The organism is Mycolicibacterium smegmatis, from assembly GCF_001457595.1.
GTDB classification, from domain to species: domain Bacteria; phylum Actinomycetota; class Actinomycetes; order Mycobacteriales; family Mycobacteriaceae; genus Mycobacterium; species Mycobacterium smegmatis.
This window is the reverse complement of record NZ_LN831039.1, coordinates 5,340,996-5,359,854: the sequence shown is the minus strand read 5'-3', so window position 1 is coordinate 5,359,854 and position 18,859 is coordinate 5,340,996. Positions and strand designations below refer to the sequence as shown.

Here is an 18,859-nt window from a genome sequence, read left to right as displayed (position 1 = left end):
CGTGGACATCATTCCCCCGCGTCTCAAAGAACCGGCCTACCGGATCTACGAGATGCGGCTGCGCCACGAATTGGTGCGGTCCAAAGCCCAACTGCCACGGCACATCGCGGTGCTGTGTGACGGAAATCGCCGCTGGGCGCGTGACGCAGGTTACGACGACGTCAGCATCGGCTACCGCAAAGGTGCGGCAAAGATCGCCGAGATGCTGCGCTGGTGTCAGGCCGCCGGGATCGAGATGGCCACGATCTACCTGTTGTCCACCGAGAACCTGCAGCGCGATCCCGACGAACTCACCGCGCTCATCGAGATCATCACCGACGTCGTCGAGGAGATCTGCGCGCCGTACAACAAATGGAGCGTGCGCACCGTCGGCGACCTTGAACTGCTGGGCGACGAGCCGGCGCGCCGGCTGCGCGAGGCCGTCGAGAGCACCACGACCAAAGGCGCCAACTTCCACGTCAACGTCGCCGTCGCCTACGGCGGACGCCAGGAGATCGTCGACGCGGTCCGCTCGCTGCTGTCCAAGGAACTCGCCAACGGCGCCACGGCCGAACAGCTCATCGAGGCCGTCACGGTCGACGGCATCTCCGAGAACCTCTACACCTCGGGTCAGCCGGACCCCGACCTGGTGATCCGCACCTCGGGGGAGCAGCGGCTCAGCGGTTTCCTGCTGTGGCAGAGCGCCTATTCGGAGATGTGGTTCACCGAGGCGTACTGGCCCGCGTTCCGCCGGGTCGATTTCCTGCGCGCGCTGCGCGACTACACCGCAAGGCACCGGCGCTTCGGCAAGTAGCGCGTGCCACACTGGGGCCATGGCTGCGCTGTCGGCGGTGGTCTTCACGCTCAGCTGGTGGCTGGGTCTGTACCTGGTCGCCCGCGATCCGCGCAAACCCGTCCTGGTGTTCGCCGCGATCGGCCTGACGAGCTTCGCGGTGGTCGTCGCGCTGGACGCGGTGCGCGTCATCACCGGTTCCGAACTGCTCAGCCGAATCGAGATCTACCTGGTGGCCGTGCCCGCCATCGCCTGGTTCGCGGTGCTCGTCGAACTGTCGCGCCCGGCCGAGGGTTTCCGCTCGCGCGCGACCGCGCTCATCGCGATCCTCACGGTCGCGGTGCTGGCGTTCGCGGCGGCCGCGGTGGCCGGCAACGTCGACGGTCCGCTGCGCCTGGGCCACTGGCTGCTGTTCGCGGTGATCTCGGTGTCGTCGCTGGGCGCCATGATCAAGGCCGTGGTGAGCGGCGCGAAACCGGGTTCGGTGGTCGGGTTCCTGGTCGTGGCGACGCTGTTCTTCGCGCTCGGCAACGCGATCCTGATCATTCCGCTCGGTCTGGTGCCGAGCTGGCTGGCGTTGGCGTCCACGGGTTTTGACGTCGCCCTGCTCGGTGTGGCCGTCGCGATCTGGGACGCCTTCGACGAAGGGCAGGCGCTGCGCGCCGACATGCGGCGCTCGGTGATCGGCACCGTGGTGATCGCGATCCCGTTCGCCGCGCAGGCCCTGATCGGGCTTGCGGTCCTCGACTCGGCCGACGGCCATGTCGCGATGACGGTGCTGTTGTTCACCAGCCTCGCGGTCGCGGTGGCCGTCGAGGTGCTGGCCGGCCCGCTGGCCGGCATCTTCGACCGCCTCGCGTTCTTCCGGTCACCCGAACTGCGCGCCGACCGCGAGGCGCTGCGCGCGACCGAGGCCGCCCTGCCGCTGCGGTCGCGCAGCCCGCTCGACGATCTCGACGACGGCGCATTCGCCCGGCTCACCCGCCGTGCCCTGGGCCACTACGCCGACCTGTCGAAGCTCATGGCCAGCCCCCTGACCGCGCTGCCCGAGATCGACGCGCGCCTCGCCGCACGCGGCGCGCCCGATCAGCCGCTCGAGCGGGCCAACGAACTCAAGGCGTTGCTGGCCGAGCGGATCGCGGCGCTCAAGCCGCGCGACGGCGGCGACTTCGGCACCACCGAGGAATGGCGGCACTACAACTCGCTGTACTTCCCGTACGTCGTCGGCGTGCGCGCCTACGCGCAGAACGCGACCGCGGCGGGCCTGGACCCGGTCGCGCGGCAGGCCTGGCAGTGGTTCGTCACCGAGGTGCCGCAACGCTCGCTGCACAACTGGCAGAACGCCGCCGCCAAGGTGATCGCGGCGGATCTGCGCGGGCGCGTCGCGCCTGCCGCCGGGCGCTGACCCGCCGCCTCGACAATCCCGCGAGTCCTGCGCTGACCTGCGCTTGGCAGTGATTGGCAGCGTCTGGCGTCGATCTGGCAGTGGCTTGTGAGCAACCTCTGAGGTGTTCGACACGAAGCCTCGACACCGAGGAGCACCGAGGAGCCCTGAGGAGCCCGCCATGACCGCGATCACCACCCGGCCACTGTCCGATTCGACCGATTCCCTGTTGCGGTTCGCGTTGCGCGCCGACGCCACGGTGTGCGCGGGCGTCGGGTTGTTCACCGCGATGCTCGCCGACCCGCTGGCCCGCGTCGCCGGGCTGTCGGCGACGGCCGGATGGGTGATCGGCGCCGCGCTGGTGGGTTACGGAGCGTTGCTGTACGTGCTCGCCGCCCTGCCCGCCATCCGCAAGGTCGGCGTCGCCGTCGCGACCGGCAACACGGTGTTCGCCGCCGCGTCCGTGACGGCCGTCCTCGCCGGGTGGCTGCCACTGACCGGCGCGGGAACCGAACTGCTGCTCGGCTTCGTCGCCGCCACCGCCGCGCTGGCGTGGCTGCAGTACCGCGGAGTGCGCCGTCTGGCGTGACTCCCTGTCCGCCCCAGATGTCACCAAGAAAACACCAGATAAGGAGAAACGAATGACCGCCATCACCAATACCGCAGGCACCGTCAGGACCTCCGGTGCACTGCTGCGGTTGGCCATGCGCACCGACGCCGTGCTGGTCGGCATCAGCGGCATCGCCCTGCTCGCCGCGCCACGCTGGTTCTCGGAGTTGACCGGACTGCCGGTCGCCGTCGAATACGGGATCGGGATCTTCTCCGTCGCCTACGGCATCGCGGTGCTCGCCCTCGCCGGGATCGAGCGGGTGCGGCCCGCGGGCATCGGCACGTCGGTCGCCAATGCGGTGTGCACCGTGATCGCCGTGGTCGCGGCCGTGACGATGTCGCTGACCGCCGCGGGCGTCGTCATCCTCATCGGCACGGGGCTGTACACCGCCGTGATGGCCGAGTGGCAGTTCGTCGGCGCGCGCCGTATCGCCGCCTGAACCAGCCCCGCCTGAATCGGGTAATCGGTTACGCGATCCGCCGGGCACGAACGGATCCACACTGAAGATCAACCGGGTCTGACGGTCGAGGAGGTCGCCGTGTCCACTTCAGCTGAGACGCAGGACAACCAGCAGGTGGACACGTGCGACCTCTGCGTCGTCGGCGCGGGCATCGCCGGCCTCAACGCGCTGTTCGTCGCGAGCCGCTACCTGGGCCGCGACCAGAAGATCATCCTGCTCGACCGCCGGGACCGGGTCGGCGGAATGTGGGTCGACACCTATGAATACGTGCGGTTGCACCAACCGCATCCGATGTTCACGGCAGGCAACATCGAGTGGACGCTGGGACGTGAGCCGTCATATCTGCCCACGAAGACCGAGGTGCTCGACCACTTCCGGCACTGCCTCGACGTGATCGGAGAACAGGTCACCGTCGACGCGCGATTCGGCTGGGAGTTCCTGTCGGACAAGGAGTTCGGCAGCGGGTCCGGGGCGGGTGTGCGGATCACCTGCCGTGCGCCCGACGGCACGGAACGCATCATCGAGGCGCCCCGGCTGATCAAGGCATACGGCGTGCGGTTCAGACTCAACGCGCCCCTGAAGTTGTCGAGCACGCGGGTCCGGTCGGTGTCGCCGGACACCTGTGACGTGCGGCGCGGCGACATCCGAGACAGCGATGCCCCGGTGTGGATCATCGGCGGTGGCAAGACCGGGATGGACACCGCGCACACACTGATCAACGCGCAAACGGGCCGCGAGGTGAATCTGGTGGCCGGGTCGGGAACGTACTTCAGCTGCCGGGACAAACTCTTCCCGACGGGAATCCGGCGCTGGGGTGGCGGCCGGTCGATCAACGCGATGGCCGAGGAGATGTGCAGTCGCTTCGACGGAACCAACGAGGGAGAGGTCGCCGACTGGTTCCGTCGCGAATTCGGTGTCTGGTTGACACCACAAACCGGCAACTTCCTGTTCGGGGTGCTCTCGGAGGCCGAGAACGCGACCATCGCGGGCGGTCTTCGTGAGGTGCTGATGGATCACCTCGTCGACGTCGTCGACCGTGACGGCAGCACCGAGATGGTGCTGCGCAGCGGTGCGAGGAGACAGGTCGAGGACGACAGCTGGATCGTCAACTGCACCGGTTACCTGCTCAAGGGGGATCACCCGTACGAGCCGTGCCTATCGGCCGGAGGATCGGTCCTGTCGATCCAACCACGATCGGCCGCACTGCATCTGACGTCGTACTCGGCGTACTTCCTGACACATCTGTTCCTGAGGGACAAGCTCGGCGACCTACCGTTGTACGAGGCCGATCTGGTCGAGCTCTGGCAGAAACACCGGGCCGTGGCGCCGTATGCGCTGTTCACCCTCGTGCAGTACAACCTCGGCCTGATCGCGGATACCGTGCCGGGCAAGGTGTTCCGCGAATGCGGATTGGACTTCGCGCGCTGGTATCCGTGGTACCGGCGCACCGCCGCGGGGTTGCACTTCATGCGCACCCATCGCCGCCAGAGCGAGCACCTGCGACGGTCGCTGGACACCGTGCGCGAGCGTTTCGGTGTGCGCTGCGGACCGCTGATCGAAGGGGAGGCTAGAGCTTCCGCAGTCGCAGCCGGTTGATCGAGTGGTCGGCGTCCTTGCGCAGCACGAGCGTCGCGCGGGGCCGGGTCGGCAGGATGTTCTCGATCAGGTTGGGCCGGTTGATCGAATGCCAGATGTCGCGCGCGGCGAACACGGCCTGCTCGTCGGTCAGCGTCGAATAGCTGTGGAAGTGCGATGCCGGATCGGCGAATGCCGTCGACCGCATGGTGAGGAACCGTGAGATGTACCACTGTTCGATGTCCTCGATGCGCGCGTCGACGTACACCGAGAAGTCGAACAGGTCGCTGACCATGAGCGCCGGCCCGGTCTGCAGGACGTTGAGCCCTTCGAGGATCAGGATGTCGGGGTGACGCACGATCTGGTACTCGCCGGGCACGATGTCGTAGAGCAGGTGTGAGTACACCGGCGCGGCGGCCTCGTCGGCGCCGGACTTGACCGCGGTGACGAAGCGCATGAGCGCCCTGCGGTTGTAGCTCTCCGGGAAACCCTTGCGGTGCATGAGGTTGCGCCGCGCGAGTTCGGCATTGGGGTAGAGGAACCCGTCGGTGGTGACCAGATCCACGCGGGGGTGGTGTTCCCAGCGCGCCAGCAGCGCCTGCAGCACGCGCGCCGTGGTCGACTTGCCGACCGCGACGCTGCCCGCGACGCCGATGATGAAGGGCACCGGGCGATCCGGGTTCTGCTGGGGCTCGCCGAGGAACTCGGCGGTGGTGGCGAACAACCGCTGCCGCGCCGCCACCTGTAGGTGGATCAACCGGGCGAGCGGCAGGTATACCTCCTCGACCTCCAGCAGGTCGAGTTTCTCGCCCATACCGCGCAGGCGTACGAGTTCGTCTTCGGACAGCTTGAGCGGCGTCGACATGCGCAGGGAACGCCATTGACTTCGGTCGAACTCCACATAGGGGCTCGGCTCGCTGGGCCGCGGCATTCGGTCAGTCTTGCATTTACGGTTGAGGGCATGGGTAACGGGATGGGCTTTTCCACGGGCACCGGCGGCGACGCGGGGGCAGGCACCGGCTCGGACGCGGCCGCTGTCATCCGCGAGTATCTGCTGCTCGGGCTGCGCTTCGACCGTATCGAGGAGGGTTACGTCGATTCCTTCACCGGCGACGCGGCTCTGCGTCGCGTCGTCGAGAACGAACCGGCACCGGACCCGGCGGACCTCGCGCGCCAGGCCGACCGCCTGCTCACACAGATCCCCGACGACCTCGAGCCCGACCGCGCGGCGTACGTCGCGTCGCACCTGCGCGCGCTGAGCTTCGCGGGCCGCAAGTTCGCGGGTGAGGACGTGGGATTCGTCGACGAGGTCGAGGCCTATTTCGACGTGCGCATCACCAAGGGCGATCCCGAGCGCTACCGCGAGGCCCACGCACGTCTCGACGAGGCGCTCGGCGGCACCGGGCCGCTGGCCGAGCGGATCCAGGCGCACCGCAGCGCCGAGGAGATCCCGCCGGAGCGGCTCGAGGAGTGCATCCACGCGTTCTCGTCGGCCCTGCGCGACCGCGTGCGCGCCGAGTATCCGCTGCCCGAGACCGAGGTGATCAACTACGAGGTGGTCACCGACAAGCCATGGTCGGGGTTCAACTACTACCTGGGTGACTACAAGTCGACGGTCGCCGTCAACGCCGACCTCAAGCAGCAGATGGCGAACCTGCCCCGGTTGGTCGCCCACGAGTCCTACCCGGGCCACCACACCGAGCACTGCCGCAAGGAACTCGGGCTGGTGGAGGGCAGAAACCAGCTCGAACAGACGATCTTCCTGGTCAACACCCCGCAGTGCCTGATGGCCGAGGGCCTGGCCGACCTCGCGCTGTACGCGGCGATCGGGCCCGGCTGGGGTACGTGGGCGCAGGAGATCTACGCCGATCTGGGCCTGCGGTTCGAGGGGGAGCGGGCCGAGAAGATCTCCGAGGCGATGGCCGGGCTGGCCGACGTGCGCCAGGACGCCGCGATCATGCTGCACGACGAGCACCGCGACGTCGACGACGTCGTCGCGTACCTGCGGCGCTGGCTGCTGGTCAACGACGAGCGGGCCCGCCAGATGCTGCGGTTCCTGTCCTCGCCGCTGTGGCGGGCCTACACGAGCACCTACATCGAGGGCTATCGGCTGCTCAAGGACTGGCTCGACGCGCGCCCAGCCGAGGTGGGTCTCACCGAGCGGTTCGGCCGGTTGCTCGACGAGCCGCTGATCCCGTCGACGCTGCGGGCCGAGTTGGCGGCCGGAACCTCGGCCTGAACCTCGGCCGGAACCTCGGCCTGGACCTCGCTCGAACCTCGAGGTAGAAGCGCCGCCGCTCGGGGATAGGCTTGTGCCCATGGCTGCAGACCCGTCGTCCAACTCCTCTTCGGTGCCCGCCGCTAACGGGGCCGACTATGCCGATACGGCCAGCGCCGCCTACCAGGCCGCGCTGCAGGTCATCGAATCCGTGGAGCCCCGGGTCGCCGCGGCCACACGCAAAGAACTTGCCGACCAACGCGATTCGCTGAAGCTCATCGCCAGTGAGAACTACGCGTCGCCCGCGGTGCTGCTGACCATGGGCACGTGGTTCTCCGACAAGTACGCCGAGGGCACCATCGGGCACCGCTTCTACGCCGGCTGCCAGAACGTCGACACCGTCGAGAGCGTCGCGGCCGAGCACGCACGCGAACTGTTCGGCGCCCCCTACGCGTACGTGCAGCCGCACTCGGGCATCGACGCCAACCTGGTCGCGTTCTGGGCGATCCTGGCCACGCGTGTCGAGGCCCCCGAGCTCGCCAACTTCGGCGCCAAGCACATCAACGACCTGTCCGAGGCCGACTGGGAGACGCTGCGCAACAAGCTGGGCAACCAGCGTCTGCTCGGGATGTCGCTGGACGCCGGTGGGCACCTCACGCACGGCTTCCGGCCCAACATCTCCGGCAAGATGTTCCACCAGCGCAGCTACGGCACCAACCCGGAGACCGGGTTCCTCGACTACGACGCGGTCGCCGCGGCCGCGCGCGAGTTCAAGCCGCTGGTGCTGGTGGCCGGCTACTCGGCCTACCCGCGGCGCGTCAACTTCGCCAAGATGCGCGAGATCGCCGACGAGGTCGGCGCGACGCTGATGGTCGACATGGCCCACTTCGCGGGTCTGGTGGCGGGCAAGGTGTTCACCGGTGACGAGGATCCGGTGCCGCACGCGCACGTCACCACCACGACCACGCACAAGTCGCTGCGCGGACCGCGCGGCGGCATGGTGCTCGCGACCGAGGAGTACGCACCCGCGGTCGACAAGGGCTGCCCGATGGTGCTCGGCGGACCGCTGAGCCACGTCATGGCCGCCAAGGCCGTGGCGCTGGCCGAGGCGCGCCAGCCCGCGTTCCAGCAGTACGCGCAGCAGGTCGCCGACAACGCGCAGGCCCTGGCCGACGGTTTCGTCAAGCGCGACGCCGGCCTGGTGACCGGCGGCACCGACAACCACATCGTGCTGCTCGACGTGACGTCGTTCGGCCTCACCGGCCGGCAGGCCGAGTCGGCGCTGCTCGACGCGGGCATCGTCACCAACCGCAACTCGATCCCCGCGGACCCCAACGGCGCCTGGTACACCAGCGGCGTCCGCCTCGGTACGCCCGCGCTCACCAGCCGTGGATTCGGTGCCGACGATTTCGACCGCGTCGCCGAACTGATCGTCGAGGTGCTCGCCAACACGCAGCCCGAGGGGACGTCGAAGGCCAAGTACAAGCTGGCCGACGGCACCGCCGAGCGCGTGCACGCGGCGTCGTCGGAGCTGCTCTCGGCAAACCCGCTGTACCCGGGTCTGACGCTCTGAGCTGCGCACAACGCATCACGCGGGGACACGCCGGACCCGATTTCGAGAAACGTGTGAACTCGGGTTACAGTTACTTTCATGGCACAGAAACCTGTCCCTAATGCGCTGACTCTCGAGCTCGAGCCCGTCGTGGCCGGCGAGATGCGCCGTCACCTCGACTCCGAGGACCTCTGGTACGCGCACGACTACGTGCCGTTCGACCAGGGCGAGAACTTCGCCTTCCTCGGCGGCACGGACTGGGATCCGTCGCAGGTGACGCTGCCCAAGAGCATCACCGACGCCTTGGAGATCCTCCTGATCACCAAGGACAACCTCGCCGGCTACCACCGCGAGCTCGTCGAGCACTTCATCCTCGAAGAACAGTGGGGCCGCTTCCTCGGCCGCTGGACCGCTGAGGAGCACCTGCACGCCGTCGCGCTGCGCAACTACCTGGTGGTGACCCGCGAGATCGATCCGGCCGCCAACGAGGACGTGCGCGTCGAGCACGTCATGAAGGGCTACCGCGCCGACCGCTTCAGCCAGATCGAGACGCTGGTGTTCATGGCGTTCTTCGAGCGCTCGCACGCCGTGTTCTGCCGCAACCTGCAGGCGCAGATCACCGAGCCGGTCCTGGCGAGCCTGATGGGCCGCATCGCGACCGACGAGGAGCGTCACGAGGAGTTCTTCTCCAACCTCGTCAGCTACGTGCTGGACAAGCACCGCGACGAGACCGTCGAGGCCATCGCGGCCCGCGCGGCGGGCCTCGACGTGATCGGCGCCGACATCGCGCCGTACCAGGACAAGGTCGCCAACGTCGCCGAGGCGGGCATCTTCGACAAGGCCGCGCTGCAGAAGGTGATCTCCGACCGCATCACGGCATGGGGCCTGGCCGGCGAGGCTTCGCTGAAGGACTTCGTCCAGGCCTGAGTGCGGGTTCGTGGCGCTGGTGGTCACACCCGTCACCTCAGTCACGGCAGTAACCGGGACGTCGCTGGGGCGCGCGGAAAGTTCATCCGCGCGTAACGCGTAAGCCGTCCAACACGCGGCGCGGCAGCAAGCAACGGTGCGGTAGCGGTAGTAGCGTCGAAGTCGATGGCTAGCGACCTGCTCTGCTGTCCGGGCGGTACCGATCGTTTCGATCACGAAAGGACCGGCCCCGGTCCTGCCGCAGTGTCCACCGAGCAATTCGTGTGGGGCCGCATGAAGAGCGCCGTTCCCCTAGGAGCGCCACGTGACTGAGCAAGCTGTCCGTACCTATGTGCTCGACACCTCGGTGTTGCTGTCAGATCCCTGGGCATGCACCCGGTTCGCCGAGCACGAGGTGGTGGTCCCGCTGGTCGTCATCAGTGAGTTGGAGGCCAAACGGCACCATCATGAACTCGGCTGGTTCGCGCGGCAGGCCTTGCGGATGTTCGACGACATGCGACTCGAACACGGCCGCCTGGACCAACCGGTCCCGGTCGGAACACGCGGCGGCACACTGCACGTCGAGCTGAACCACAGCGACCCGTCGGTGCTGCCCGCCGGGTTCCGCAACGACAGCAACGACGCCAGGATCCTCACGGTCGCGGCCAATCTCGCCGCCGAGGGTAAGCACGTCACGTTGGTGAGCAAGGACATCCCGCTGCGCGTCAAGGCCGGTGCGGTGGGCCTGGCGGCCGACGAGTACCACGCACAGGACGTCGTAGTGTCCGGGTGGACGGGCATGACCGAGATGGACGTCGCAGGCGAGGACATCGACACGCTGTTCGCCGACGGTGAGATCGACCTGGCCGAGGCGCGAGATTTGCCGTGCCACACCGGCATTCGGTTGCTCGGTGGCACCTCGCACGCGCTGGGACGGGTGAACGCGGCCAAGAAGGTGCAGCTGGTCCGTGGTGATCGCGAAGTGTTCGGCCTCCGGGGAAGGTCAGCCGAACAGCGCGTCGCCCTCGACCTGCTGCTCGACGAGTCCGTCGGCATCGTGTCGCTGGGCGGCAAGGCCGGCACCGGCAAGTCGGCGCTCGCGCTGTGCGCGGGCCTGGAGGCCGTGCTGGAGCGCCGCACGCAGCGCAAGGTCGTGGTGTTCCGCCCGCTGTATGCCGTGGGTGGTCAGGATCTCGGCTACCTGCCCGGTAGCGAGAGCGAGAAGATGGGCCCGTGGGCGCAGGCGGTGTTCGACACCCTCGAAGGGCTGGCGAGCCCCGCGGTGCTCGACGAGGTGCTCTCCCGCGGAATGCTCGAAGTGCTGCCCCTGACCCACATCCGGGGGCGCTCTCTGCACGACTCGTTCGTGATCGTCGACGAGGCGCAGTCGCTCGAACGCAACGTGCTGCTGACCGTGCTGTCCCGGCTGGGCGCCGGGTCGCGCGTGGTGCTCACCCACGACGTCGCCCAGCGCGACAACCTGCGGGTGGGACGCCACGACGGCGTGGCCGCGGTGATCGAGAAGCTCAAGGGGCACCCGCTGTTCGCCCACGTGACGTTGCAGCGCAGCGAACGCTCGCCGATCGCCGCGCTGGTCACCGAGATGCTCGAGGAGATCAGCCCCGGCGCCCTGCCCTGATGCTCGACACAGGCGGGGGTGGCGCGAACAACGGTGTGTGACACCGTGAGACCGGTGTCGCATCCAGGTGAGGACCAAAGACCCTAACCGTTGGGCCCTCGCGCGACGAGGCTGGAAGCATGTCCGACACCAGGCTCGACGTTGCCACCCTCGCCAACGCCGTGCAGCTCGCGGCGCGCGCCCCGTCGCTGCACAACACCCAGCCGTGGCGCCTGATCGCCGAGGACGGCGAGCTGAAGCTGTTCCTCGACCCCAGCCGGGTGGTGCGCTCGACGGACCGTTCGTCGCGCGAGGCCGTGATGAGCTGCGGCGTGCTGCTCGACCACCTGCGTGTCGCGCTCGCGGCGGCGGGCTGGGACACCGAGGTGCAGCGGTTCCCGAACCCGAACGACCGGGATCACCTGGCGACGTTGAGTTTCCGGCCGCTGCAGTTCGTCACCGAAGGGCACCGCAAGCGCGCCGACGCCATCCTCGCGAGGCGCACCGACCGGCTGCCGATGTCGGCCTACGTCGACTGGGACGCGTTCGAGACGCTGCTGCGTGCGCGCCTCGGCGACGGGCCGGTACACATGGACACCCTCGGTGAGGTCGTGCGCGAGGAGGTGGCCGAGGCCGCCGCGCTGACCGAGTCGCTGCGGCTCTACGACGCCGCCTACCATTCCGAACTCGCCTGGTGGACAACACCGTTCGCGACCGAAGACGGAATTCCGCAGACGGCGCTGATCTCCGCGGAGGAAAGCGAACGCGTCGCGGTGTCCCGCGACTTCCCGGTCGCCCCGCACAGCAGCAGGCGACCGGCGCTCAACAACGATGCCGCGACCATCGTGGTGCTCTCGACCGACGGCTACAGCCGCGAGGACGCCCTCGATGCCGGTGAGGGCCTGTCGAAGGTACTGCTGGAATGCACCATGTCAGGCCTTGCGACGTGCCCGGTGACGCACGTGACCGAACTGCACACCAGCCGCGACATCATCGGCAGGCTCATCGTGCGCGACGCCTGCCCCCAGGTTCTCGTCCGCATCGGCCTGGCCCCCGCACTCGACGAGGTGCCGCCGCCCACCCCGCGTCGCCCCGTCGACGCATTTCTCGAAGTTCGCCCGAGGAGTTGACATGTCGATCGCACGCCCCGTGATCGTCGGAATCGACGGATCGCAACCCGCCGTGGACGCCGCCATCTGGGCGGTCAAGGAGGCGCTGAGCCGCGGTGTCCCGCTGCGCCTGATCTATGCCGTCCACCCCGACGACAACGGCGCCGACCACGAGAACTCGGCACGCGCGCTGGCCACCGCCGAAGTCGCGATCCGGCAGGCCTGCGTCGCGGTGGAGTCCACCGAGCAGCCCGTCCAGATCGAGCTGGAAGTGGTGCAGGACAAGCCGATCGAGGCGCTGATCGCCGCATCACAGAACACCCCGCTGCTGTGCGTGGGGGCCAGCGGTCTCACACAGGCCGGTCGCGGCGGCATCGGTTCGGTGGCGAGCGCGGTCCTGAGATCCGCGCAGTGCCCCGTGGCCGTGGTCGCGACGCCGGGCAAGGGCAGGCGCATCCTGGTCGAGTTCGACGGCAGGCCCTCGGCGAGCACCGCGCTGCAGACCGGTGTCGACGAGGCCCGCCTGCGTGACGCACCGCTTTCGGTGATGACGACGTGGCAGCACCGCCATCGCGAACTGTACGAGGAGAAGGTCGCCGAGGAGCGCAACCGGCTGGCCCAGTCCCAGCTCGACCGGCGCATGACCCGCTACCGCAAGCGGTATCCCGAACTCGATCTCGAGCTCATCACCGACCACGGCAACACGGCCGACTACGTCGCGGCGAACCCGCAGACCGTGCAACTCATCGTCGTCGGCGCGGAACGTTTCAACCGGGCCGGGGACGTCACGGACCCCGCGGCTCTGGGTGCGCTCGTCGACGCCGGGTGCTCACTGCTCACTTGCGATCGGCAGCAGCGCTTGTGAGACTCGGGAGATGATCAGGGTTTTTCTGGTCGACGACCACGAGGTGGTGCGCCGCGGGCTCATCGACCTGCTGAGCGCCGATCCCGAACTGGACGTCATCGGCGAGGCCGATTCGGTGTCGCAGGCGCTCGCGCGCATCCCCGCGGCGCAGCCGGATGTCGCGGTGCTCGACGTGCGGCTGCCCGACGGCAACGGCATCGAGCTGTGCCGGGACCTGTTGTCGCACATGCCGAATCTGCGCTGCCTGATGCTCACGTCGTTCACCTCCGACGAGGCGATGCTCGACGCGATCCTCGCGGGCGCGAGCGGATACGTGGTCAAGGACATCAAGGGCATGGAACTCGCGCAGGCCATCAAGGACGTCGGCGCGGGCAAGTCCCTGCTGGACAACCGCGCGGCCACCGCGCTGATGTCCAAACTGCGCGGCGACGCCGAACGCTCCGATCCGCTCTCGGGCCTCACCCAGCAGGAGCGTGTGCTGCTCGACCTGCTGGGAGAGGGCCTGACCAACAAACAGATCGCGGCGCGCATGTTCCTGGCCGAGAAGACCGTCAAGAACTACGTGTCGAGGCTCCTGGCGAAGCTCGGCATGGAGCGTCGCACGCAGGCCGCGGTGTTCGCGTCCAAACTGGACCGGCGCAACTAGGGCCTTTGGTCCCTTCGGATCGGGGACTTCGCCCGTAGAGACCCGGGCCATCGAGCCATAGCGTCAGATCCATGAGCGATCAGATCACCACGACGGCCGGTGACGCGGTCACGATCCTGTCGGCGACCGAGTGCTGGGACCTGTTGAAGAGCGTCGCGCTCGGACGCATCGTCACCACGGTGGACAACACGTCGCACATCTTCCCGATCAACTTCGTGGTGCAGAACCGCACCGTGCTGTTCCGCACCGCGGAGGGCACCAAGCTGGTCAGCGCGGCCATCAACAACAACGTGCTGTTCGAGGCGGACGACCACGACGTCGAACAGGGGTGGAGCGTCATCGTCCGGGGCGTCGCCAGGACCGTGCGCGACGAGGCCGACCTCGCCGAGGCGCAGCGGGCCGAGTTGCTGCCGTGGACCGCCACCGCCAAGACGCACTGGGTCCGGGTGCTGCCCACGCAGATCACCGGGCGGCGCTTTCGCTTCGGCCCCGAGCCCACCGCCGACGCCTCATGACCGCACCCGAACAGCTCTCCGTGCTCGACGCGGGGTTCCTCGAAGCCGAGGACTCCGACCCCAACGTCAGCCTCGCGATCGGCGCCGTCGCGGTCATGGCCGGACCCATGCCCGACTTCGAAACGCTGAAAGCCACTCTGGCCGAACGGATCCTGTCGGTGCCGCGGCTGAGGCAGGTACTCCACACCCGGCCGCTCGACCTCGGTGCACCGGAGTGGGTCGACGACCCGCACCTCGACATCACGCGCCACATCCGGCGCGCGGCGCTGCCGCGGCCCGGTGACGACGCGGCGCTTCACGACTGGGTCGCCGAGGTCATGGAACGGCGCCTGGACCGCGACCACCCACTGTGGCAGTGCTGGGTGGCCGACGGGCTGCCCGCCAACCGCTGGGCGATCCTGATCAAGATCCACCACTGCGTCGCCGACGGTGTCGCGGCCGCGCACCTGCTCACCAGGCTGTGTGACGACAGTCCGGAGCCTTCCGTGCCACACGCCCCGCCGCCGGCGCCGCGGCAGGCGCCGTTCTCGCTCAACCCCGTCGACTGGGTGACCGGCGCGTGGCGTACCGCGATGGACGTCACCGGTATCGCGGGCAAGGTTCTGCACGGCGCGGGAGAGATCGTGAGCGGCCTGCTGACCCCCGCACCGTCGTCGCTGACCGGTCCGGTCACCGCGCGGCGCCGGTTCGCCGCGGCCGAGGTGTCGCTGGCCGACGTGGCGCGGGTGTGCGAACGGTTCGACGTCACGGTCAACGACGTGGCACTGGCCGCGATCACCGCCAGTTTCCGCTCGATGCTCATCGCACGCGGCGTCGCTCCCGGCCCCAACGCGCTGCCCACCCTGGTGCCGGTGTCGGTGCGGCCGCCGGCCGGCGCGGGAAACGACCGGGCCAACCAGGTGTCGGTGATGCTGCCGAACCTGCCCGTCGACCAGGCCGATCCCGTGGCGCAACTGCAGGCCGTGCACACACGGCTGAGCAAGGCCAAGGCGAGCGGACAGCGCCAGGCAGGCAGCGCGCTGGTCACGATGGCCGCCGCGGTGCCGTTCCCGCTGACCGCCTGGGCCGTGCGTGCCCTGACGCGGCTGCCGCAGCGTGGCGTGGCGATGCTGGCCACCAATGTGCCCGGGCCGCGGCGCCGCGTCACGATCCTGGGGCGAGAGGTCATCCGGCTGCTGCCGGTGCCGCCGATCGCCATGCGGATGCGCACTGCGGTGGCAATCCTGAGCTACGCCGACCATCTCGCGTTCGGCATCATCTCCGACTACGACGCCGAAATCGACGTCGACGCGGTGGCGGCCGGGATCGAACAGGCCGTCGCGCGACTGGCCCAGATCGCCGTGGCGCACATCCGCAGCACACCGCTGGGCACCCTCGCGCTGGTGCCCGGCGAGCTGGCGTAGTCCCGTGTTGTGCCGGGATCCGACGAAAGTGTGGAAGCTTTGGTGTCCCGCCGCCGGAAATGCCAGCATGGGGGGCGTGAACGGCCACCACCCGCGACGCGACGACGACCAGCGCACGCCGTTGCGCGACACGCTGTCGCAACTGCGGCTGCGGGAGCTCCTCAGCGAGGTCCAGGACCGTGTGGAGCAGATCGTCGAAGGCCGCGACCGGCTCGACGGCCTGGTCGAGGCCATGCTCGTGGTGACCTCGGGTCTGGAACTCGACGTGACGCTGCGGACCATCGTGCACACCGCGATCGAACTGGTCGACGCGCGCTACGGCGCGCTGGGCGTGCGCGGCGAGGACCATCATCTGATCGAGTTCATCTACGAGGGCATCACACCCGAGGTGCGCGAGGAGATCGGCCCGCTGCCTGAGGGCCGCGGCGTGCTCGGTGTTCTGATCGACGATCCGAAACCCATTCGGCTGGATGACATCCGGCTGCACCCGGCTTCGGTCGGGTTCCCGCCCAACCATCCGCCGATGCGCACGTTCCTCGGCGTTCCGGTGCGCACCAGGGACAAGGTGTTCGGCAACCTGTATTTGACCGAGAAGACCAACGGGCAACCGTTCAGCGAGGACGATGAGGTGCTGGTGCAGGCGCTGGCCGCGGCCGCGGGCATCGCCGTCGACAACGCACGTCTCTACGAGGAATCCCAGGCGCGCCAGGCCTGGATCGCCGCGACGCGCGACATCGGCACCCAACTGCTCAGCGGCACCGACCCGGCGACGGTGTTCCGCCTCGTGGCCGCCGAGGCGCTCACACTCACCGGCGCCGACGGGACCCTGGTGGCGGTGCCCGCTGATCCCGACGCCTCGGCCGCCGAGGAACTGGTGATCGTCGAGGTCGCCGGCGCCGTGCCCGCAGAGGTCGAAGCCTCCGCGATCCCCGTGCAGGACAACGCGATCGGGCAGGCATTCCGGGACCGCGCCCCGCGGCGGCTCGACGTGCTCGACGGGCCGGGGCTCGGCGGCCCGGCGCTCGTGCTGCCGCTGCGCGCCACCGACACCGTGGCAGGCGTGCTGGTGGCCGTGCAGGGTTCGGGCGCACGGCCTTTCACCGCAGAACAGTTGGAGATGATGACCGGTTTCGCCGATCAGGCCGCGGTGGCGTGGCAGCTGGCAAGTTCGCAGCGGCGCATGTCCGAACTGGACATCCTGGCCGACCGTGACCGTATCGCACGCGATCTGCACGATCACGTGATCCAGCGTCTGTTCGCCGTGGGTCTGTCGCTGCAGGGCACGATCCCGCGCGCACGTTCGGCCGAGGTGCAGCAGCGGATCGCCGATTGCGTCGACGATCTGCAGGCCGTCATCTCCGAGATCCGCACGGCCATCTTCGATCTGCACCACACCGCACCCGGCGGAACGCGGCTGCGGCAACGCCTCGACGAGGCCATCGCCCAGTTCTCCGGCGCGGGCCTGCACACCACGAGTCAGTTCGTCGGGCCGCTGTCGGTGGTCGACGCCGAGCTGGCCGACCACGCCGAGGCCGTGCTGCGGGAGGCCGTCAGCAACGTCGTGAGGCATTCGGGGGCAAATGAACTCACGGTGCGCGTCAAGGTCGAGGACGATCTGTCCATCGAGGTCACCGACGACGGTGAGGGCATCAGCGGACCGGTCACCGAGAGCGGGCTGTCGAACCTGCGTCAGCGCGCGGACCAATGCGGCGGCGAGCTGAGAATCATCGACCGCCCGGGCGGCGGCACGATCCTGCGCTGGACCGCGCCGCTCCCCGACTGAAGTCGCGAGAGGAAGGTGACCCCTACTCGCCGTCCTTGACCCGCGCCATGGCGAGCACGTCGAGACGACGGTCGAGTTCCTCGAGGCTCAGCTTGTCGCCGATGAGGCCACGGTCGATCACGGTCTGGCGGATGGTCTTCTTCTCCGCGAGAGCCTGCTTGGCGACCTTGGCGGCCTCTTCGTAACCGATCGCCGAGTTCAGCGGCGTCACGATCGACGGCGAGGACTCGGCGAGCTCCCGCAGGCGCTCCTCGTTGGCCACCAGGCCGTCGATGCAGCGCTCGGCGAACAGCCGGGACACGTTGGACAGCAACGTGAACGACTCGAGCAGGTTGCGCGCCATCATCGGGATGTACACGTTGAGCTCGAAGGCGCCCGACGCACCGCCGAACGCGATCGCCGCGTCGTTGCCGACCACCTGGCAGGCCACCTGCGTGACGGCCTCGGGCAGGACGGGGTTGACCTTGCCCGGCATGATCGAGCTGCCCGGCTGCAGGTCCGGCAGCTGGATCTCGGCCAGGCCGGTCAGCGGGCCCGAGCCCATCCAGCGGATGTCGTTGGCGATCTTGGTGAGCGACACCGCGATGGTGCGCAGCGCACCGGAGGCCTCGACCAGCCCGTCGCGCGCGGCCTGCGCCTCGAACGAATCGACGGCGGTGCGCAACTCGGCCAGGCCGGTCTCGTTGACGAGCACCTCGACGACCTTGGCGCCGAAGCCTTCCGGCGCGTTGAGGCCGGTGCCGACGGCGGTGCCGCCGATCGCGAGTTCACCGAGACGTGGCAGCGTGGCCTTGACGCGTTCGATGCCTGCCTCGATCTGGCGCGCATAGCCGCCGAACTCCTGCCCGAGCGTGACGGGCACGGCGTCCATGAGGTGCGTGCGGCCGGACTTGACGACGGTGCGCCACTGCTTGGCCTTGGCGGCCAGCGATGCGTGCAGGACCTCCAGCGCCGGGATCAGATGGCGCACAGCGGCTTCCGTGGCCGCGATGTGGGTCGCGGTGGGGAAGGTGTCGTTGGAGCTCTGCGACATGTTCACGTGGTCGTTCGGGTGCACCGTCACACCGTTGGCTGCCGCGATCGACGCGATCACCTCGTTGGTGTTCATGTTCGAGCTCGTGCCCGAGCCGGTCTGGAACACGTCGATGGGGAACTGGTCGTCGTGCTTGCCGTCGGCGATCTCACCCGCGGCGGCGATGATCGCGTCGGCCTTCTCGGGGTCCAGCAGGCCCAGGTCCTTGTTGACCTGCGCGCACGCGGCCTTCAGGAGACCGAGCGCGCGGATCTGCGTGCGCTCGAGGCCGCGGAACGAGATGGGGAAGTTCTCGACCGCGCGCTGGGTCTGCGCGCGCCACAGGGCGTCCTTGGGTACCCGGACTTCACCCATGGTGTCGTGTTCGATGCGGTATTCGACGTCGGTGTCGGCCATTGTGCTGTTGCGTC

The 18,859-nt window shown here is 68.7% G+C and carries 17 protein-coding genes; 15 read left to right on the top strand and 2 right to left on the bottom strand.

Annotation, left to right across the window (positions count from 1 at the left end; genetic code table 11):
• Nucleotide 1 precedes the first annotated feature (1 nt).
• The 5 genes from AT701_RS25690 (at nt 2) to AT701_RS25670 (ending at nt 4,822) form a co-directional block, all read left to right on the top strand.
• Entirely contained in the window at nt 2-793 is a 792-nt protein-coding gene (locus AT701_RS25690; protein WP_003896657.1) for a (2Z,6E)-farnesyl diphosphate synthase, read from the top strand.
• Nucleotides 794-812: 19 nt separating this feature from the next.
• Complete coding sequence (locus tag AT701_RS25685) at nt 813-2,177, top strand: hypothetical protein (RefSeq protein WP_011730421.1); 1,365 nt, start codon at nt 813-815, stop codon at nt 2,175-2,177.
• Between the two features lie 160 nt (nt 2,178-2,337).
• Complete coding sequence (locus tag AT701_RS25680) at nt 2,338-2,745, top strand: hypothetical protein (protein WP_011730420.1); 408 nt, start codon at nt 2,338-2,340, stop codon at nt 2,743-2,745.
• Between the two features lie 52 nt (nt 2,746-2,797).
• A complete protein-coding gene (locus tag AT701_RS25675) occupies nt 2,798-3,205 on the top strand; it encodes a hypothetical protein (protein WP_058126862.1) in 408 nt (135 codons plus the stop codon).
• 99 nt (nt 3,206-3,304) lie between these two features.
• A complete protein-coding gene (locus tag AT701_RS25670; RefSeq protein ID WP_058126861.1) occupies nt 3,305-4,822 on the top strand; it encodes an FAD-dependent oxidoreductase in 1,518 nt (505 codons plus the stop codon).
• Here the strand turns inward: AT701_RS25670 and coaA are convergent.
• On the bottom strand, nt 4,794-5,732 hold the full coding sequence (coaA, locus tag AT701_RS25665) for a type I pantothenate kinase (protein WP_011730417.1): 939 nt from the start codon (nt 5,730-5,732) through the stop codon (nt 4,794-4,796). The two genes, AT701_RS25670 and coaA, sit on opposite strands and share 29 nt — an antisense overlap.
• A gap of 42 nt (nt 5,733-5,774) precedes the next feature.
• Here coaA and AT701_RS25660 point away from each other — a divergent pair, with 42 nt between their 5' ends.
• The 10 genes from AT701_RS25660 (at nt 5,775) to AT701_RS25615 (ending at nt 17,416) form a co-directional block, all read left to right on the top strand.
• Nucleotides 5,775-7,040: a hypothetical protein gene (locus AT701_RS25660; protein WP_011730416.1), complete on the top strand. Its 1,266-nt coding sequence runs from the start codon at nt 5,775-5,777 to the stop codon at nt 7,038-7,040.
• A gap of 79 nt (nt 7,041-7,119) precedes the next feature.
• Nucleotides 7,120-8,592 carry a glycine hydroxymethyltransferase gene (locus AT701_RS25655; RefSeq protein WP_011730415.1) on the top strand — a complete coding sequence of 491 codons (1,473 nt, stop codon included), beginning with the start codon at nt 7,120-7,122 and terminating at the stop codon, nt 8,590-8,592.
• Between the two features lie 78 nt (nt 8,593-8,670).
• Nucleotides 8,671-9,498, top strand: coding sequence for an acyl-ACP desaturase (locus tag AT701_RS25650; RefSeq protein ID WP_003896649.1), 828 nt, complete (start codon nt 8,671-8,673; stop codon nt 9,496-9,498).
• 304 nt (nt 9,499-9,802) lie between these two features.
• Nucleotides 9,803-11,116, top strand: a complete 1,314-nt coding sequence (gene phoH2, locus AT701_RS25645; protein ID WP_058126860.1) for an RNA 5'-3' helicase PhoH2 — start codon at nt 9,803-9,805, stop codon at nt 11,114-11,116.
• A gap of 119 nt (nt 11,117-11,235) precedes the next feature.
• Nucleotides 11,236-12,225, top strand: a complete 990-nt coding sequence (locus AT701_RS25640) for an Acg family FMN-binding oxidoreductase (RefSeq protein WP_058126859.1) — start codon at nt 11,236-11,238, stop codon at nt 12,223-12,225.
• 1 nt (nt 12,226) lies between these two features.
• Nucleotides 12,227-13,069: a universal stress protein gene (locus AT701_RS25635; protein ID WP_011730411.1), complete on the top strand. Its 843-nt coding sequence runs from the start codon at nt 12,227-12,229 to the stop codon at nt 13,067-13,069.
• Nucleotides 13,070-13,079: 10 nt separating this feature from the next.
• Nucleotides 13,080-13,715 (top strand): hypoxia response regulator transcription factor DosR/DevR, encoded by a 636-nt coding sequence (gene dosR, locus AT701_RS25630; protein WP_003896645.1) that lies wholly within the window; start codon nt 13,080-13,082, stop codon nt 13,713-13,715.
• A 71-nt stretch (nt 13,716-13,786) separates the two neighbouring features.
• Nucleotides 13,787-14,230 (top strand): pyridoxamine 5'-phosphate oxidase family protein, encoded by a 444-nt coding sequence (locus AT701_RS25625; RefSeq protein WP_003896644.1) that lies wholly within the window; start codon nt 13,787-13,789, stop codon nt 14,228-14,230.
• On the top strand, nt 14,227-15,633 hold the full coding sequence (locus AT701_RS25620; RefSeq protein WP_011730410.1) for a WS/DGAT/MGAT family O-acyltransferase: 1,407 nt from the start codon (nt 14,227-14,229) through the stop codon (nt 15,631-15,633). The genes AT701_RS25625 and AT701_RS25620 overlap by 4 nt, the downstream gene beginning before the upstream one ends.
• Nucleotides 15,634-15,700: 67 nt before the next feature.
• Complete coding sequence (locus AT701_RS25615) at nt 15,701-17,416, top strand: sensor histidine kinase (RefSeq protein WP_011730409.1); 1,716 nt, start codon at nt 15,701-15,703, stop codon at nt 17,414-17,416.
• Nucleotides 17,417-17,438: 22 nt separating this feature from the next.
• Here the strand turns inward: AT701_RS25615 and AT701_RS25610 are convergent, their stop codons facing one another.
• Nucleotides 17,439-18,845, bottom strand: coding sequence for a class II fumarate hydratase (locus AT701_RS25610; RefSeq protein WP_003896641.1), 1,407 nt, complete (start codon nt 18,843-18,845; stop codon nt 17,439-17,441).
• Between the last annotated feature and the right edge of the window lie 14 nt (nt 18,846-18,859).

Excerpts from the sequence above, each read along its gene's own strand:
- AT701_RS25685 (WP_011730421.1), top strand. The coding sequence starts at position 813 with ATGGCTGCGCTGTCGGCGGTGGTCTTCACGCTCAGCTGGTGGCTGGGT.
- AT701_RS25680 (WP_011730420.1), top strand. The coding sequence starts at position 2,338 with ATGACCGCGATCACCACCCGGCCACTGTCCGATTCGACCGATTCCCTG.
- AT701_RS25675 (WP_058126862.1), top strand. The coding sequence starts at position 2,798 with ATGACCGCCATCACCAATACCGCAGGCACCGTCAGGACCTCCGGTGCA.
- coaA (WP_011730417.1), bottom strand. The coding sequence starts at position 5,732 with ATGCCGCGGCCCAGCGAGCCGAGCCCCTATGTGGAGTTCGACCGAAGT.
- AT701_RS25660 (WP_011730416.1), top strand. The coding sequence starts at position 5,775 with ATGGGCTTTTCCACGGGCACCGGCGGCGACGCGGGGGCAGGCACCGGC.
- AT701_RS25655 (WP_011730415.1), top strand. The coding sequence starts at position 7,120 with ATGGCTGCAGACCCGTCGTCCAACTCCTCTTCGGTGCCCGCCGCTAAC.
- AT701_RS25650 (WP_003896649.1), top strand. The coding sequence starts at position 8,671 with ATGGCACAGAAACCTGTCCCTAATGCGCTGACTCTCGAGCTCGAGCCC.
- AT701_RS25640 (WP_058126859.1), top strand. The coding sequence starts at position 11,236 with ATGTCCGACACCAGGCTCGACGTTGCCACCCTCGCCAACGCCGTGCAG.
- AT701_RS25635 (WP_011730411.1), top strand. The coding sequence starts at position 12,227 with ATGTCGATCGCACGCCCCGTGATCGTCGGAATCGACGGATCGCAACCC.
- dosR (WP_003896645.1), top strand. The coding sequence starts at position 13,080 with ATGATCAGGGTTTTTCTGGTCGACGACCACGAGGTGGTGCGCCGCGGG.
- AT701_RS25625 (WP_003896644.1), top strand. The coding sequence starts at position 13,787 with ATGAGCGATCAGATCACCACGACGGCCGGTGACGCGGTCACGATCCTG.
- AT701_RS25620 (WP_011730410.1), top strand. The coding sequence starts at position 14,227 with ATGACCGCACCCGAACAGCTCTCCGTGCTCGACGCGGGGTTCCTCGAA.
- AT701_RS25615 (WP_011730409.1), top strand. The coding sequence starts at position 15,701 with ATGGGGGGCGTGAACGGCCACCACCCGCGACGCGACGACGACCAGCGC.
- AT701_RS25610 (WP_003896641.1), bottom strand. The coding sequence starts at position 18,845 with ATGGCCGACACCGACGTCGAATACCGCATCGAACACGACACCATGGGT.